Annotated in this window: 12 protein-coding genes; 6 read left to right on the plus strand and 6 right to left on the minus strand. The window is 47.3% G+C overall.

The annotated features are described in order from the left end of the window. Nucleotides 1-66: 66 nt before the first annotated feature. The 3 genes from CAP50_RS07055 to aspS all read right to left on the minus strand — a co-directional run bounded on the left by CAP50_RS07055 (nt 67) and on the right by aspS (nt 3797). The gene (locus tag CAP50_RS07055; protein ID WP_100749518.1) at nt 67-864 is read right to left on the minus strand and encodes a glycosyltransferase; all 798 of its coding nucleotides are present in this window, start codon (nt 862-864) and stop codon (nt 67-69) included. Nucleotides 865-943: 79 nt separating this feature from the next. Beyond that, a complete protein-coding gene (locus tag CAP50_RS07060) occupies nt 944-1903 on the minus strand; it encodes a lysophospholipid acyltransferase family protein (RefSeq protein WP_100749519.1) in 960 nt (319 codons plus the stop codon). 67 nt (nt 1904-1970) lie between these two features. Further along, entirely contained in the window at nt 1971-3797 is a 1827-nt protein-coding gene (aspS, locus tag CAP50_RS07065; protein WP_100749571.1) for an aspartate--tRNA ligase, read from the minus strand. A 355-nt stretch (nt 3798-4152) separates the two neighbouring features. Between aspS and sohB the strand changes: the two genes are divergently transcribed. The 5 genes from sohB (at nt 4153) to CAP50_RS07090 (ending at nt 9957) form a co-directional block, all read left to right on the plus strand. Beyond that, nucleotides 4153-5127, plus strand: coding sequence for a protease SohB (gene sohB / locus CAP50_RS07070; RefSeq protein WP_100749572.1), 975 nt, complete (start codon nt 4153-4155; stop codon nt 5125-5127). Nucleotides 5128-5392: 265 nt separating this feature from the next. Continuing rightward, complete coding sequence (locus CAP50_RS07075; protein ID WP_172953087.1) at nt 5393-6643, plus strand: acyl-CoA dehydrogenase family protein; 1251 nt, start codon at nt 5393-5395, stop codon at nt 6641-6643. Nucleotides 6644-6806: 163 nt separating this feature from the next. Further along, entirely contained in the window at nt 6807-8090 is a 1284-nt protein-coding gene (locus CAP50_RS07080) for a phosphotransferase family protein (RefSeq protein ID WP_100749521.1), read from the plus strand. Nucleotides 8091-8163: 73 nt separating this feature from the next. Further along, nucleotides 8164-8928, plus strand: a complete 765-nt coding sequence (locus CAP50_RS07085) for a histidine phosphatase family protein (protein ID WP_075102335.1) — start codon at nt 8164-8166, stop codon at nt 8926-8928. 159 nt (nt 8929-9087) lie between these two features. Beyond that, the gene (locus tag CAP50_RS07090) at nt 9088-9957 is read left to right on the plus strand and encodes an SDR family oxidoreductase (RefSeq protein ID WP_100749522.1); all 870 of its coding nucleotides are present in this window, start codon (nt 9088-9090) and stop codon (nt 9955-9957) included. A gap of 110 nt (nt 9958-10067) precedes the next feature. Here the strand turns inward: CAP50_RS07090 and CAP50_RS07095 are convergent, their stop codons facing one another. Together CAP50_RS07095 and CAP50_RS07100 are read right to left on the minus strand one after the other, a co-directional pair. Next, entirely contained in the window at nt 10068-11768 is a 1701-nt protein-coding gene (locus CAP50_RS07095) for an AMP-binding protein (protein ID WP_100749523.1), read from the minus strand. A 465-nt stretch (nt 11769-12233) separates the two neighbouring features. Then, on the minus strand, nt 12234-13310 hold the full coding sequence (locus CAP50_RS07100) for an RNA-guided endonuclease InsQ/TnpB family protein (RefSeq protein ID WP_100749524.1): 1077 nt from the start codon (nt 13308-13310) through the stop codon (nt 12234-12236). A 370-nt stretch (nt 13311-13680) separates the two neighbouring features. Here CAP50_RS07100 and CAP50_RS07105 point away from each other — a divergent pair, with 370 nt between their 5' ends. Continuing rightward, complete coding sequence (locus tag CAP50_RS07105) at nt 13681-14325, plus strand: OmpW/AlkL family protein (RefSeq protein ID WP_100749525.1); 645 nt, start codon at nt 13681-13683, stop codon at nt 14323-14325. Between the two features lie 246 nt (nt 14326-14571). Here the strand turns inward: CAP50_RS07105 and CAP50_RS07110 are convergent, their stop codons facing one another. Continuing rightward, nucleotides 14572-16338: a 2-oxo acid dehydrogenase subunit E2 gene (locus tag CAP50_RS07110; protein ID WP_100749526.1), complete on the minus strand. Its 1767-nt coding sequence runs from the start codon at nt 16336-16338 to the stop codon at nt 14572-14574. Nucleotides 16339-16357: the final 19 nt, after the last annotated feature.

The following is a 16357-nucleotide window of genomic DNA, read 5'->3' on the forward strand; positions in this document are numbered from 1 at the left end:
GTTGATTGCTTTCAAGAAATTATGACTTAACCTGCAGCATCTATTGGCATAGTTTCTTATTTAAACTCATTGCCAATACTCCTCAAGCCATGGGCTTGGCTTGACATGACGATACCACTTGCCGCCGCCGCCTTTGATGGCGTCTGGTGGATTAATTTCACCGTGGAAGATGACGATTTTTGCGCCCTCAGGTAGGGTCGGGGCACGTACTAGATTGAATGGAATAGGAGCAATACATTGGTATTTGAAGCTCACGCACCATCTTTTATCCCAATACTCTAAATGATGATGCTCGCGCAGATAGTTCGATAGATAAGCCTGCTCATGGCGCACCTGCGTGCGAATGGTCTCAAAGTTACGCTCAAAGTTTGCCAGTAATTCAGGGTAGGTGTTTTGTCCAACTTTGAAACGATAGACTGAGCTGTTACCAATCATGCGCCATGGTTTTTTCCAGTCGCGAATGATAACGACGCTGTCTGGGTGCGCTGCTTGATAGGTAAAAAATCCGTCGATATTATCAACGATGACGATATCGATGTCTAAAAATAGCGCCACACCTTTGAGATCATACAGCTCAGGCTTAAAGGTGGTAAGCTTTTTCCAACCACGCTCAGGGCCTGCAGGTAGATCCAGCTCAGGTATTGGGTAGCATTTTACGGCAGGGTCAATACCTGTACTGTCATCGGTCAGACATACCATCTGAAAGTCCAATGTCAGGTGGCGGCTCACCATATTGTATAGGCGATTGACGTATTCTGGGCCATACTTATCACCCCATTTCATACAGATGACATAACGCTGCTCGGCAGTATGATCTGGTTGTGTCAGGGTGTCTGATAAGGGCTGGGTTATGTCAGTTGCCATAATGCACTCATATTAAAGTCAGTAGAGGGTAGGTCTATAAGGGTTTATATCGATTTATACGGTTGTTGCGGGTTAAAAATTATGGCATACGATGTGAGTTTTGCTCGTCATCATCAAGCCGCCTACGATGTTGATTGTTGCTACGAATAAAGTCTGCCAAGGCATTTTTATCAGCCGTATAAGGGTTGTCTAGCTCAGGGATATGCTTAAAGCGCCGATAGCCCCACATATAATGACTGCATTTATCCTCAATCATGTGCTGCATAGCCAGATTGAGCGCATGCGCTGCTATTTTTGCATCGCGATCATACAGCGCTGGGTCATCAAGCTTATAGCAATAAATATCAAATCCGCGCCCATCATCACGGCGAATACAAGATAAGCCGACCAGTGCGCATTTGGTTTTACTGGCAAGTTTGGAGGCCAGCGTACTGGTCAACGTCTCAATCCCAAAAAACGGCACAACCACGCCGCCTGACGGATCAGGGACATGGTCGGGCAATATAATACTAAAGCCGCCTTGCTTTAGGGTCTTAAAGATAGCTCTGACCCCGCTACCATCGGTGGGTACCAGCGTGGCATTTAACCGCGAGCGGCCTTGCAAGACAAAGTCATTGGTGATGTCGCCTTTGACTGGCTTATACATGATAGTCGGGGCACCAAATTGATTGAGCCACGCGTTCATCATCTCCCATGTACCCAGATGCGGGACGATGGCCAGCATACCGTTTGGACTGGCAAGACCTTCTAACAAAATGTCTTTATTGTGGACATCGCGTATCTGCTTGATGCTCCACTCAGGCGGCATCGCCCAGCTTTTGACCGACTCGATACTGGTCAAGCACTGATGATAGATAATATCTTTGGTCAGCGCTTGTTTTTGCTGCTCTGATAAAGAATCAGCAATCAGCGACATATTGATGCTGACGGTGCGCATGATGCTCAAGCTGGGTATCTTTATGATAACCCAAGCGACAAAACGTGCCACTATCTGCAGGACGGACAGTGGCACGTATTTAAAGATATGGTACGGATTCATGACCACTCACGCAGTGATGAATCCTGTAGTCCGTCAGATAAAGAATAGTTAAACATTATCTGAGGGCTTACTGAGCAGGTCTATTGCTGTCGGCTTGTGCTTTTTCGCGCACACGGATACCAAGCTCACGTAGCTGCTTGCTATCGACTTCAGCAGGGGCTTGGGTCAATGGGCAGTCAGCAGTTTTGGTTTTCGGGAAAGCAATTACATCACGAATAGAGCTTGCGCCTACCATTAGCATGATCAAACGATCCAAGCCAAAGGCAAGACCACCGTGCGGCGGCGCACCGAATTTTAAGGCGTCGAGTAAGAAGCTAAATTTCTCTTCGGCCTCTTGCTCATCGATACCTAGCGCTTCAAATATAGCTTGCTGCATCTCGAGGGTATTGATACGTAAGCTACCACCACCGATTTCAGTACCGTTTAATACCATGTCATAAGCGATAGAAAGCGCGGTTTCTGGGCTGTTTTTTAGCTCATCTACCGAGCCTTTAGGCTTGGTAAATGGATGGTGCATAGACGTCCAGCGGCCATCGTCAGTTTGCTCAAACATTGGGAAGTCGGTCACCCAAAGCGGCGCCCACTCACATGTGGTGATGTCTAAATCTAGACCGATTTTTTGACGTAGGGCACCTATGGCATCGTTTACCACGCTGGCTTTGTCCGCACCAAAGAAAATAATGTCGCCATCTTCTGCACCAGTACGCTCGATAAGGCTAACCAAGACGTCATCAGTCATGTTTTTGATGATAGGCGACTGCAGGCCAGACTCTTTGTCGACGCCGTTGTTGATCAAGCTTACATCATTGACTTTAATATAAGCCAAACCGCGCGCGCCATAGATACCGACAAACTTGGTGTAGGCATCGATTTGCTTACGGCTGAGTGAAGCACCGCCTGGGATACGTAGCGCGGCCACACGGCCTTTAGGGTCGTTTGCAGGACCAGCAAAGACTTTAAAATCAACATCTTTCATTAAATCAGCCACATCGACCAATTTTAATGGAATACGCAGGTCAGGCTTGTCTGATGCGTAGTCACGCATCGCCTCGGCATAAGTCATGCGCGGGAAGGTGTCAAAATCGACATCAAGCATGGTTTTAAATAGGTGCTTGATCAGGCCTTCATTGATATTCATGATTTCTTCTTCGTTTAAGAAAGAAGTCTCGATATCTACTTGGGTAAACTCTGGCTGACGATCGGCACGTAAGTCTTCGTCACGGAAGCATTTTGCGATTTGATAATAACGATCAAATCCTGACACCATAAGAAGCTGCTTAAATAGCTGTGGTGACTGCGGCAAAGCAAAAAAGTTACCTGGGCGGGTACGTGAAGGCACCAGATAGTCACGTGCACCCTCTGGCGTAGCACGAGTCAAGATAGGGGTTTCAACATCTAAGAAACCGTGATCGTCGAGATAACGACGAATCGCTGAGGTGGCCTTGGCACGGAACACCATGCGCTCTTGCATGTGCGGGCGGCGCATGTCCAGATAGCGATACTTAAGACGCAAGTCTTCTGATACCGTGGTATTTTCGTCATTCAATGGGAACGGCGGGGTCTCAGATTTGGCCAGTACTTCAATCTCTTTGCCCAACAGCTCAACTTGACCACTGGTCATATTGTTGTTTTCGGTGCCTTCATAACGGCGGCGTACGCGGCCAGTGATTTTTAGCACATATTCAGGACGTACTGCATCAGCCGTCGCGAATGCCTCTGGCGTATCAGGATCGACGACGACCTGCAATATACCGGCGCGGTCACGCATGTCTAAAAAAATCACGCCACCGTGATCGCGACGACGATGTACCCAGCCTACGACACTGATGGTTTGCTCAAGTAAGCTTTCGGTTACGGCTCCGCAATATTCGTCTCGGTATTCGCTATGCGTCATAGTGCTTTGCGTCATAATATAGTTATCCAGTTGTCAGCCCAGTTCGAAATATAATAATGCAGCCATCATTGGCATGGCGCCAGTTAGGCACTGTGCGAATAGGCACTGTGCAAAAAAGCACAAATACGCGATTCAGACAAATGGTCATCGCGCAGGCTGCAGTAATTTGGTGTAAACGCATATTATGCCTAATCTGGCATTGTTATACAACTAGCGGTTGCCAGAGTATCTACGTTAAATAATGTCATCATGCTTGAAAATACGGCCAATCGGGCACATATCAGCTGCACATTAATAACAGCAACGTTATCATTATATCTACCGACATATCTACCGACTTGAGGAAATGACCATCATGCTATTTCATCCACCCAAAAATCCTATCGAGCTAAAAGTACGCCATCTAAACGAAGCGCAAAAGCAGCGCCGTGAGGATTTAATGGAAGCCACGCAAGGCAAAGCCGCCCTCAAGCAGTTCAAAAAGACCATGGCAAAAAAAGCCAAACAAGCGCTAAAGGCAAAAAATAAGAAAAAAAACAACGACAGCAAACCACAGGTATTTGTGCTGGATTTTGATGGAGATATCAAGGCCACAGCCGTCAAGCATTTGCGTGAAGAGATTAGCACACTGATTAGCACCGCCAACAAGGGTGATGAAGTAGTGGTGCGCCTAGAGTCAGGCGGCGGTTTGGTGCATGGTTATGGGTTGGCCGCGGCACAGTTGGTTCGTCTAAAAGACGCCGGTTTAACTTTGACTGTCTGTGTCGATAAAGTCGCGGCAAGTGGCGGTTATATGATGGCTTGTGTCGCCGATAAAGTGGTGGCTGCTCCGTTTGCTGTGATCGGCTCGATCGGGGTGGTCTCTCAATTGCCAAACTTTCATAAATGGCTCAAAAACCATGATGTCGACTATGAGATGTTTACCGCTGGCGACTACAAACGTACCGTAACGGTATTTGGAGAAAACGACGCCGAAGACCGCGCCAAGTACCAAGAAGAGCTTGAGCAGACGCATGCGCTGTTTAAGCATTTTGTCAATACCTACCGCCCGGCTCTAGACTTAGAAAAAGTCGCGACAGGCGAGCACTGGTATGGCGAAGATGCCTTGACGTTAAACTTGGTCGATGAGCTGAAAACCTCCGACAGCTATATCCTAGCACGTATGGAAGACAGTGAGGTGTATGCCCTGCATTCCAGACAAAAACCAACGCTTGCAGAAAAGCTGGGACTGGCGCAAGCAGCAGAGGCGACTCTACATGTGGCGCTCGATAAGCTGCCAGATGCCTTGGCGCGCTTTGAGTTAAACAGTCGTTTAAACATCCTAAAATAACATGAAATATCAAAAGGTTGTTTAGTGTTTAGCTCTACAGGCTTTATGATTGACTGATGAAGTGTTTGTATTTTGTAAAAGGCGTGGCCTAGCTGGTCGCGCCTTTTTTGCTGTTTATTGATAATCACTGTGTTATAAATGTAGCGGATAAAAGAGAGTATACGTACGTACACTATAACGTTTTATTAAAATTTCGATGTGAATTTTATAAGAGTCATTAATCATAAGTAGAGAAAAGGAAGTCACTATGTCTAGTCAAACCCTGATGTTTACAGCGACCGAGCATGGTCAGGCCATGTATGCCAACGTCAAGGCCTTTATCGAAACCCATATCGAGCCAATCGAAGCGCAGTTTTGGGCAGACTGCCATGCACAAAACCCTGATGGTGACTGGACCACATGGCAGTGGCCCGAAAAATACGAGAGCTTGCGTAAGCAGGCACGTGACGCTGGCTTATGGAACTTATTTTTGCCAGATGATGAGCTGGGTGCTGGTTTGTCTGTCACCGACTATGCGCCGATTGCTGAGCTGACAGGTCGTAGTTTGCTGGCGCCTTATGTATTCAATTGCAATGCGCCTGATAGCGGCAATATGGAGTTGTTATGGCGCTATGGCTCAAAAGAGCAGCAAGACCAGTGGCTTACGCCGTTGTTAGAAGGTAAGACGCGTTCGGTGTTTTGTATGACCGAGCCTGAGGTGGCCTCCAGTGACGCGACCAATATGCAAGCGACGGCAGTGGTCGAAGGTGACGAAATCGTCATCAATGGCAGCAAGTGGTGGTCGTCAGGTCTGGGTGATCCTGCGGTCGATGTATTAATCGTCATGGCCTATACCCCTGATGAGAGTAAAGACCGTCACCATCAGCACTCGATGGTACTAGTGCCGGCAAAAACTGCTGGCGTCAAAATCGAGCGTATGCTCAAAGTATTTGGTGATTATGATGCGCCGCATGGTCATGGAGAGGTCAGCTTTAATGATGTGCGTGTGCCAGCCAGTCACTTTATCGGCGGGCCGGGTATGGGCTTTGAGATAGCCCAAGGCCGCTTGGGACCAGGTCGCATTCATCACTGTATGCGCTGTATCGGTGCGGCTGAGAAGTCGTTGGAGCTGGCTGTCAAACGCGGCATGGCACGGACGGCTTTTGGTAAGCCACTTATCCAGCTGGGCGGTAACTTTGAGCGTATCAGTGATGCTCGGGTTAAGATTGACCAAGCACGCTTATTGACACTATACGCGGCGCAAAAAATGGATACCCAAGGCACCAAGGCGGCATTGACAGAGATCTCTGCGATAAAGGTCGTCGCACCCACGGTATTACAAGAAGTGGTCGATATGGCGATTCAAATCCATGGCGGTATGGGCGTGTGCCAAGACACGATGTTGCCGTCATTTTATGCACAAGCTCGGGCTCTGCGGCTAGCTGACGGCCCTGATGAAGTGCATAAAACCATGATTGCCAAACTTGAGCTAAAGCGTCAAGGTTTTAGCCGCTCGTCGAAACCTGCTAAATCTTAATATAAGAGTAGGGCGCGTTGCACATTCAAAACGTGTTGAATATTCACAAATAGGCACTGCTGATCGCTAAAATGGCGCTAGACAAGGCGCAAAGCGACGATAATGCAGATGCCTTACCGTAATGATTGATTACTTTAATTGACCACATGATAAGGAACATCTTATGGCTACTGATACTCATGCCAACTCTACTGACAACGATGACCAGTCACCGAGCACCGTCTTAGATAAAGGCGGCGCAGTGCGCGAAGGCGAAGAGCTTGATATCAAAGCAGTCAGCGATTGGCTACGCGAGCAGGGTGTTGATATAAAAGGCGAGCCAACGGTGACGCAATTTTCTGGTGGTGCTTCAAACTGGACGTACCGGCTACAATATGAAGGCGAAGGTAAGAGCCAAGACCTCATTTTACGCCGTCCGCCAAAAGGCACCAAAGCCAAGTCAGCGCATGACATGGTGCGTGAGTACACGGTACAAAAAGCCTTAAAAGACGCTTACCCTTATGTGCCAAATATGGTGGCGCTATGTACCGATGAGTCGGTCATCGGAGCGGATTTTTATGTCATGGAACGTATGGAAGGCATCATTCCGCGTGCCAATCTGCCCAAAGGGATTGAGTTAGATGAAGCGCAAACACGCGCATTATGCACCAATGTCATCGACGCCTTGATTGATCTACATCAAGTAGACTATAGCGCGCATCCTGACTTGGTCGAGCTTGGCCGCGGCGAGGGCTACTGCGAGCGCCAAGTGACAGGCTGGGACAAGCGCTATGTCAAGGCCAAAACACCCAATGTGCCAAGCTTTGCTTTGGTGCGTCAATGGCTGACTAAGCACACACCTGCTGATAGTAAAACTTGCTTGATTCACAACGACTGGCGCTTTGATAATGTGATCTTAGATGCCAAAGACCCAACCAAGGTCATTGGTGTGCTCGATTGGGAGATGGCGACTTTGGGCGATCCGTTGATGGATTTGGGCAGTGCTTTGGCTTACTGGATCGAAGCCGACGATAACATGATCATGCAGCAATCCCGCCGTCAGCCCACGCATTTAAAGGGCATGATGACCCGTGAGGAAGTGGTGGATTATTATCTGGAGCGTACGGGTTTACAGATAGACAACTGGACGTTTTATGAGGTGTTTGGGTTGTTTCGCTTAGCGGGCATCGTACAGCAAATTTATTATCGCTATTATCATAAACAAACCACCAACCCTGCCTTTAAAAACTTTTGGATCATCGTCCATGTCTTGCATGCCAAGTGCTTAAAGCTGATCGCTCAGTATGAGGGCGAGGCGTTGTTTACCAGTCACGTGCAGCCGCATTTAGCAGACATGGGCGTCGATGCTGCTACCATCGCACAGCTACCCAGTCCTGTACAAAAAATTGTCAAAAGTATCTTACCAAAAAGTTACTTTACCCAGACGTCGTCATCGGCGGACGAGTAACGCGCTGATACGCCGCATGGCACATAAGGCTACTAACAAATACCGTTGGATTAATAACAAAAGGCAGCATTTTATGACCACCATACTTCTGGCACGTCATGGTCAGGCGTCCTTTGGACAAGCAAACTACGATCAGCTCTCAGAGCTGGGCGGTATTCAGGCGCAGATGTTAGGTGAGCATTATGCAAACACCCAGCGCCGTATCGATGCCATCTTTACCGGCAGCTTGGTCAGACAGCAAGACTCAGCGCGGCATTTTTGGCAGCGCTACCAGTCTTTTGCGAGTAGGGATCAAAGCCAAACGCCGCCGCTCGTATCTGCCATTGACTTAGACAACACGGATCGCTATGTCTTGCCGCAGTTTGATGAGTTTAATCATCAAGACGTCTTGATTAAGTCTCATCCAGCTTTTGGCAATCGCGCGGCAATCGCGGCCGAGATTGCGCAAGCAGAGGTCCCATCTAAGCGTTTGGCCGAGCTGTTTGATCAAGCGATGCAGCGTTGGCATGGCGGCGAGTGCGATGATGACTATCTAGAGAGCTGGCCACAGTTCAACGACCGCGCCCAGTTGGCGCTTGAGCAGGTACGACAAAAAGTGGTGAATATGAGCCTAAATCGTGACAGTACGGTGCTGGTGTTTACCTCAGGTGGCGTGATCGCGGCCATCACAGCTCAGCTATTAAAGCAGGGTAGTTCAACGGCTTATCAGATTAATAAAAGTCTGGTCAATACTGGGGTGACGGCGATTACCTTTAAAAATGAGCGAACGCGTTTGCTGTCTTTAAATGAGTATAGCCACCTGTTTTCAGCAGGCAAAGGATTTGTGACGTGGCGATAAGCTGGTATCTGACGGCATGGATACGCTATAGTAGGACAACAGCGCTCGCGGCTGCGGCTAAGGACGAATGCCATTCTCTATGATCGCCGCGTATCATCCGCTTATCTTGTCTGATGATAAAATAAGCGCTATTTCATTATAAGATGTCAAGGACTGTCTATGCAAAATCATATTTTAAAGGTCGTCAAGAAAAACGCCCAGCAGCGCAAGCGGCAGATATTAAGCGCGCTATACCCGGATCGGTATCTAAAAAAACGCAGCAAACAACAAGTCGGGCGCGGCAAAACCGTACTCATCACAGGAGCCAGCTCAGGCTTGGGTGAGGGGATGGCCAGACTCTTTGCCAAGCTTGGTTATAATCTGGCGATTTGTGCGCGCCGTACCGATCGCCTAGAGCGTTTAACCTCAGAGCTAGTGGCAGAGTATCCGGACATTCGGGTCGAGTATCGCGCTTTGGATGTGAGCAACTATGACGAGATATTTTCAGTGTTTGATGCCTTTGCTGCGGACTTCGATGGTATCGACCGTGTGGTCGTCAATGCAGGTGTGGGAGATAGCCGCCGTATTGGTAAAGGCCGTTTTGAAACCAACCGTCATACAGTCGAGATCAATTTTATATCCGCGCTGGCACAGTGTGAAGCGGCGATGAATATCTTTCGCGCACAAAACAGCGGCCACTTGGTGGTGATCTCTAGTATGTCGGCCATGCGCGGTTTGCCCAAACACCTAACGGCGTATGGTGCAAGCAAAGCGGGGCTGGCACATCTTGCAGAGGGTATTCGTGCTGATATGCTACTTACCAATCTGCCAATTCAGGTGTCTACGATTTATCCAGGCTATGTACGTACCGAGATCAATGAAAACGCCAAACCGCTGCCGTTTGAGGTCAATGCCGAGACGGGCACCAAAGCCATCGTTGCCGCCATTGAGGCTGAGGTAGAAGAAGCCTGTGTACCAAGCTTGCCGTGGTCGGTGGTGGGTAAGGCGATGAAGCATCTGCCATTACAGGTGGTCAATAAGTTTGGCTAGCATCTCACTTAAAACGCAAATACAATGAAAATATAAATAGAAAAAAAGCCCTCTATATCTGTATAGAGGGCTTTTTTACGCTGCAGTATCCGCAGTGTTAGACGCTTTGACTAAAGCGTTTGCGGGTTGTCGAGTTGATGCTGTTCGCGCAGCTTTTGCCGCAGTACCTTACCGACGTTACTCTTTGGCAGCTCGCTGACAAACTCGATATGACGCGGGCATTTATAACCCGTCAAGTTGTCTAGCGCAAAATCCTTAATCGCTTCTTTGGTGACATTGTTGTCCGCTGGCACGATATAGATTTTGACCGCTTCACCTTGATGCTCATCAGGGATACCTATCACCGCACAGTCGACAATGTCGTCGCTGTCCAACATGACAGACTCAATCTCATTAGGGAAAACATTAAAACCAGAGACCAAGATCATGTCTTTTTTGCGATCGAGTAGGGTAAAGTAGCCTTTTTCATCCATACTAACGATATCACCAGTACGGAAGTAACCATCGCTGGTAAACTCTTTACTGTTGTCTTTATTAAAGTAGCCTGAGGTGACATTTGGGCCTTTGATACACATCTCACCGGCCTGATGGGGACCTAGGCGCTCACCGTTTTCGCCAACGACGATAATATCGACGCTCGGGACAGGAATACCAATAGAGCCATTGAACTTACGATCTGTGATGACATTGGCCGTACCAGCGGCCACGCCTTCGGTCATCCCCCAACCCTCGATCATCGGGCATCCTGTCACATCCAGCCAGCGTGCAGCGGTTTGTTCGGTCGCCGCCATACCACCTGCCTGCGAGATACGTAGTGAGCTAAAATCCAAGTCTTTAAAGTTTGGCTGATCCAGCAAGCCTTTAAACAGCGTATTGACCGCGGGCAAGATATGGAAAGGCTGTTTTGATAAGGTTTTGACAAATCCTGGCATATCGCGCGGATTAGGAACCAAGATAAAGGTATAACCTGAGCGCATGCCAAGCAAGCTGAGCATAAAGGCAAAGATATGATACAGCGGTAGCGCCATGACCATATTGATATACACTTCATTGATCTCAGACGTGACCGGACGATACCATGCTTCTGACTGTAGGGCGGCTGCCACCACATTGCGCTGTGTGAGCACGGCACCTTTTGATAGTCCTGTGGTACCACCAGTATATTGCAAGATAGCCGTTTGGCTTAAGCTGGTTTTTGAGGGCTGAAACGGTAGACTCTTGCCTTTTTTTAGGACATCAGGGAATTTGGTGACGTTATATTTAGGATCATTGAGGTTGTACTTAGGTACCAAGCGTTTGACTTGACGGATAACGGTATTGACCAAAATACCCTTAAGCCCCATCATGTCGCCCATTTTGGATAAAACAATACGTCTAATGGCCGTCTCTTCGATGACCTGCTCGAGCGCTTGGGCAAAGTTGTCTACCACAAAGATAACTTGCGCACCTGAATCGTTGAGCTGATGGCGCAGCTCGCGGCCAGTGTATAATGGGTTGATAGGCGTACATACGTAGCCTGCCCGCAAGATACCGATCATCGTGGGCAAATACTGCGGCACGTTTGGCATCATCAATGCCACCACGCTACCTTTGGGGATTCCCTGCGACTGTAGCCATGCGGCGACGGCCAATGAGGCTTTGTCGACGTCATCATACGTGTGTGTCACGCCCATACAGACACTCATAGGGTGCATACGAAAGCGGTTAAAACACTCCTCGTATAGCTCGATGAGGCTGTCGTATTGATTAGGGTCGATGCTCTTTGGTACGTTTGCTGGATAATGAGCAAGCCAAGGCTTATCTGTAGTCATATTTAGCGTCCTTAATTTTGATATAAGTTAAGGTTCTATAAGAAAGTAGTCACATCCTTGTCAACGATATGCGCTCAATCACTGAGTGCGATATGGCCGAGTGCTATCCTATCTATTACTGACTGCTAACATATGGTGGCCTTTGTACAATGGTGTTTAACGATCAAAAATGCTGGTTTGAATGGGTTAAACGATTGATTGTGTACCTCGCCGTCATGCGAGGTCAAATAAAACATATATATGGTAAAACGACGATATTCTGTTGTTTTAAGGAATGTTTTCTCTAATTAAAGCAACAGAATAATACGTGACATATTTCGGCAATACATTAACATAACTACAACGTAAATCGATATTATTCTACTAGAACTTCTTAGTACATATATAAATTTGATTAATCAAATAAGATGTGTTGCAAGTGAAATAAGTTGACTTCCTCCCCTCCCTAAACGGAGGGGATACCTACTAAAGACGGCCAAGCCCGACCGCGAGAATGTTTTTTGCTCCATTAACATCTCTGTTATGGGTCGTTTTACAAGAACGACAAAACCACTCTCTTATACCAAGACCTTCTCTACCTTTCGGACTGTCTTGGCGGGAGCCGCAACACGAGCAGGTTTGGGTGCTGTACGCTTCATTGACTTCGATATAGTGGCAACCTGCGTTCGCGCATTTGTAATCCAGTTGCCGCTTAATCTCAAACCAACCTGCGTCATAGACGGATTTGGCCAGTTTGGATGAAGTGAATGATGTTGATTTGATTTTACCAACAACGATTAGGCTGTTGGCCTTAACAAGCTTTGATGTGAATTTATGGATCAGATCTTGACGGGTGTTTTTAATCTTGGCGTGAATCGCCTTAACCCGTTTTTTGTTTTTGGCACGTTGAGCAATGGCCAGTTTTTCAGCATATTGATGGGTTAGCTTAGTGGTTAGAACATCGCCATTACTACTGACCGCTGAATCCTTACAGCCTAGGTCAATACCGACTTGGCCAGTACCACACTTAATCTTTGGAAAATCTTTGACGGTGATACAGGCGTACCAGTGACCACGACTGTCTTGTACCAATTCGCACGTATTGATACGGTAGAGGGAGAGATTATAGCTATCCCACACATCAATGGTCAGCTTTTTACCCTTAGCAAGGCTTAGCTGAATGGTAGATTTAAGGCTTGTCTTGCCTGATTGACGAGTTGATAGGTGTTTTACGGCTGTCTTTTTAAAAGGAATCCAGCCCAAGCTTCTTCTCTTGGCCTTTGGGTTGTTGGTGCGCCAGTTGAGTTTGGCTTTTTTAAACTGTTTACGGGATTTAGCGTGAACCTCACTAATCGCTTGCAGGGTTTGGCTGTGCAAGTTTAAATACTCGCCACTGCCTTTGGTATAAGCGGCCAAATCATAGGCTGAAAAGAATTGACCTGTACGCTTAAGATGTTTAAAACTAAGCTCATTGACGTAATTCCAGACAAAGTTAACCGACCCAGCCAAGATATTGAGCTGAGTGGCATGTTTGTCTTTGATGCGTAGTTTGAGCGTTTTCATGGATTAATTATGATCTCAATGCGTTTGGTTATCAAGGTATTCACAATATTGTACGACAATGGCTGACGCCTGATATCCACGCCCTAGAAGGATGTGGTTTTACGGCGCTGGATGATAAAATAAAACCTTTATCCTTTACCTATGATCTACTTCTAAAAGTTCACAATACCTCGATATCGATAACTTTACGCAAAAGTCTTGGTTTAATACTGAGAATAACCATTTATTACCTTACAGAAATAGTGGTTTTGTATTATAATGGCGTTATAATGTTACAGATTAATCAATAATCATAATATTATGTATTGGTCACTACTGTCATCCCTCATTAGTTGGCTGATAATCCTCTATTACGTTAAGGAATCAAACGATGAAACTACAATCCCTAGTTTTAGCCGCTGCTACTGCACTTACTATGACTTCTGCTTTTGCCGTTCCTGCTGGTACGTGGACAGTGGCCGCTGGTGCACACTATGTTGACCCTAAAAGTGACAACGGTACTGTATCTACTGCTTTAGGCGATTTTGCAGTTGACGTTGATGGCGATGTGCGCCCAACCATCAGTGGCGAATACTTCATCGCTGATAACGTTGGTGTTGAGCTACTAGCAGCCATCCCATTCCATCATGACATTACGCTAACTGATGCAAATGGTAACGAAGTTGATGCCAAAACTCAGCATCTACCCCCTACTCTATCTGTACAGTATCACTTCGACGGCTATAACCTGCCTATGAATGTGAAGCCTTTCGTTGGTGTTGGTGTGAACTATACAACTTTCTTTAAAGAAAAAGTTTATATTCCATTAGCTGGCGATTATGACCTAGATCTTGATGATAGCGTTGGCGTTGCTGGCCATATCGGTCTTGACATCCCATATGCGCCTACTGAGTCTTTCCGTATTGACGCGCGCTACATGGACATCAAAACTGACGCTAGCCTAAACGGTGATAAAATTGGTGAAGTCGATATCAGCCCATGGGTATATGGCGTTGCGTTTGTAAAACAGTTCTAAGAAATCTATCATAGCAAATAAAGTACACTAGATAAGAAGCCAGCCGATGTGCTGGCTTTTTTGTCTGTATGATTTGCTGCAATCTATTTATTGTTATTTTTTTATAATCAACCCAATATCACGTTGGCGCACTTTATCTTATAAGCCTATAAAAAAAGACCATCCATGCGGACAGTCTTTTTATAATACATAACCATTGATGCAATCTATCAGCCAAACAGCACTCAAAAGCGCTGTCGATCAGAACTACAGCAAAATACGGCGCGGATCGGCTAATAAGGTAGCAATATAACGGGTAAACACTGCTGCATCAGCACCATTAATCACTCGGTGATCATAAGACAACGACAGCGGCAGCATCAAACGCGGCTCAAACGTCTGCTTGGTTTCGTTCCAGCGCGGCTGCATACTGGCCTCAGAGACCCCTAAGATACCCACTTGTGGCCAATTGACCAACGGCGTAAAGGCGGTGCCCCCTAGGTTGCCTTGGCTCGATATGGTAAAGCTTGCACCTTGTAAGTCTTTGGTACCGAGCTTTTTATCGCGAGCCTTTGCTGCCAGCTCACCTATTTCGATGGCGATCTGCTTAAGACCTTTGTCTTGAACGTTTTTGATAACGGGTACGATAAGCCCATCATCCGTCGCCACAGCGATACCCATGTTGACGCTTTTGCGTACGATAATCTGAGTATTGTCATCGCTCAAATGACTGTTAAAGCGTGGGTGCTGCGTCAAGGCATGAGCAGTCGCTTTTACCACAAAGGCTAGGATAGTAAAGCCAATACCTTCAGCTTTCATACCGCCTTTGAGCTCACCACGCAGTTTTTCAGTCTCGGTGATATCGGACAAATCAAACTGTGTGACTTGTGGCAGCAAGGTACTGTAGTTAAGCTGCGGTATAGAGACCTTTTGTAGGCGGCTTAGATCCTGAGTCTCAGTCTCTCCCCAAATCTCGGTATTACTCATATCGGGTAAGTTTGGCAGGCTTGCCTGAGCGCCAGCGCTGTTTGTCGGCGCCGCTTTTTGTTTGCTTAAGCTTTCTTTGACATGAGCAAACACATCTTCTTTTAAGATACGATCATTGAGTGCTGAGCCACTCACTTGAGTAATATCCACACCCATTTGGCGTGCCAGCTTACGTACGGCAGGACCTGCATACACATCGACAAGCTTTTCATTCACTTGACTTTCTGTCAGCTTGCCACCGCTTTTGCTGGCAGCACTAGCGCCTGTCGCTTGAGCGCTTTGTTTTGGCTTAGCGGTCGACTGTGTTTTAGCACTGGCTTGCTGCTTACTGCTGCCAGCCTCGCTATCTGCCTTGGCTGACGCGGCTTCTGTTGCAGATGACTCTGTTTCAGACCCCTGTGTCTCAGATGTGCTATTGGTCTCATCCTCACCAATAATGACAATAAAATCTTGACCGTTGGCGACCATGTCGCCTGCTTCGACCAGTATTTTTTCGACCTTACCAGCGATGGGGGCTGGTACTTCCACCGAGGCTTTGTCCGACTCAATCAACAAAATCGATTGCTCAGCACTGACGGTATCGCCGACGCTGACCATAATCTCGGCCACTTGCGCTTCTTCAACACCTAAATCTGGCAATGCATGTGTACTGGCTGTACCCGCGCTCGTCGCAGGCTGTTTGGACTCTGACGAGCTAGCATCGCCAGCTTGAGACTCAGTTGTGGTCTCAGACTGTGCGCCAGCATCCTTTTCATCCGCTTGATTGCGGGCGTCATCAGTGCTCTTTTCGCTGGCTGGTGCTTTTGCTTGTGTATCGGCCGCAGCGCTCTCAAGCTCAATGAGCACCATGCCTTCACTGACTTGGTCACCAACAGCAACGCTGATTTTGGTGACTTTACCAGCAGCAGAGCTTGGTACTTCCACTGATGCCTTGTCAGACTCTAATAAAATGATATTGTCGTCTTTTTCGATGACATCGCCAACTTCGACCATAATTTCGCTGACTTCGGCACTATCGACACCCAAATCGGGGGCTTTAATGTCCATGGTTTATCTCCTCGTCTTA

The sequence above is a fragment of the Psychrobacter sp. L7 genome (genome assembly GCF_002810365.1).
Classification (GTDB): Bacteria; Pseudomonadota; Gammaproteobacteria; order Pseudomonadales; family Moraxellaceae; genus Psychrobacter; species Psychrobacter celer.

What these genes read in the sequence shown, in the direction of transcription:
- CAP50_RS07055 (WP_100749518.1), bottom strand. Translation starts at nt 864, where the DNA reads ATGGCAACTGACATAACCCAGCCCTTATCAGACACCCTGACACAACCA.
- CAP50_RS07060 (WP_100749519.1), bottom strand. Translation starts at nt 1,903, where the DNA reads ATGAATCCGTACCATATCTTTAAATACGTGCCACTGTCCGTCCTGCAG.
- aspS (WP_100749571.1), bottom strand. Translation starts at nt 3,797, where the DNA reads ATGACGCATAGCGAATACCGAGACGAATATTGCGGAGCCGTAACCGAA.
- sohB (WP_100749572.1), top strand. Translation starts at nt 4,153, where the DNA reads ATGCTATTTCATCCACCCAAAAATCCTATCGAGCTAAAAGTACGCCAT.
- CAP50_RS07075 (WP_172953087.1), top strand. Translation starts at nt 5,393, where the DNA reads ATGTTTACAGCGACCGAGCATGGTCAGGCCATGTATGCCAACGTCAAG.
- CAP50_RS07080 (WP_100749521.1), top strand. Translation starts at nt 6,807, where the DNA reads ATGGCTACTGATACTCATGCCAACTCTACTGACAACGATGACCAGTCA.
- CAP50_RS07085 (WP_075102335.1), top strand. Translation starts at nt 8,164, where the DNA reads ATGACCACCATACTTCTGGCACGTCATGGTCAGGCGTCCTTTGGACAA.
- CAP50_RS07090 (WP_100749522.1), top strand. Translation starts at nt 9,088, where the DNA reads ATGCAAAATCATATTTTAAAGGTCGTCAAGAAAAACGCCCAGCAGCGC.
- CAP50_RS07095 (WP_100749523.1), bottom strand. Translation starts at nt 11,768, where the DNA reads ATGACTACAGATAAGCCTTGGCTTGCTCATTATCCAGCAAACGTACCA.
- CAP50_RS07100 (WP_100749524.1), bottom strand. Translation starts at nt 13,310, where the DNA reads ATGAAAACGCTCAAACTACGCATCAAAGACAAACATGCCACTCAGCTC.
- CAP50_RS07105 (WP_100749525.1), top strand. Translation starts at nt 13,681, where the DNA reads ATGAAACTACAATCCCTAGTTTTAGCCGCTGCTACTGCACTTACTATG.
- CAP50_RS07110 (WP_100749526.1), bottom strand. Translation starts at nt 16,338, where the DNA reads ATGGACATTAAAGCCCCCGATTTGGGTGTCGATAGTGCCGAAGTCAGC.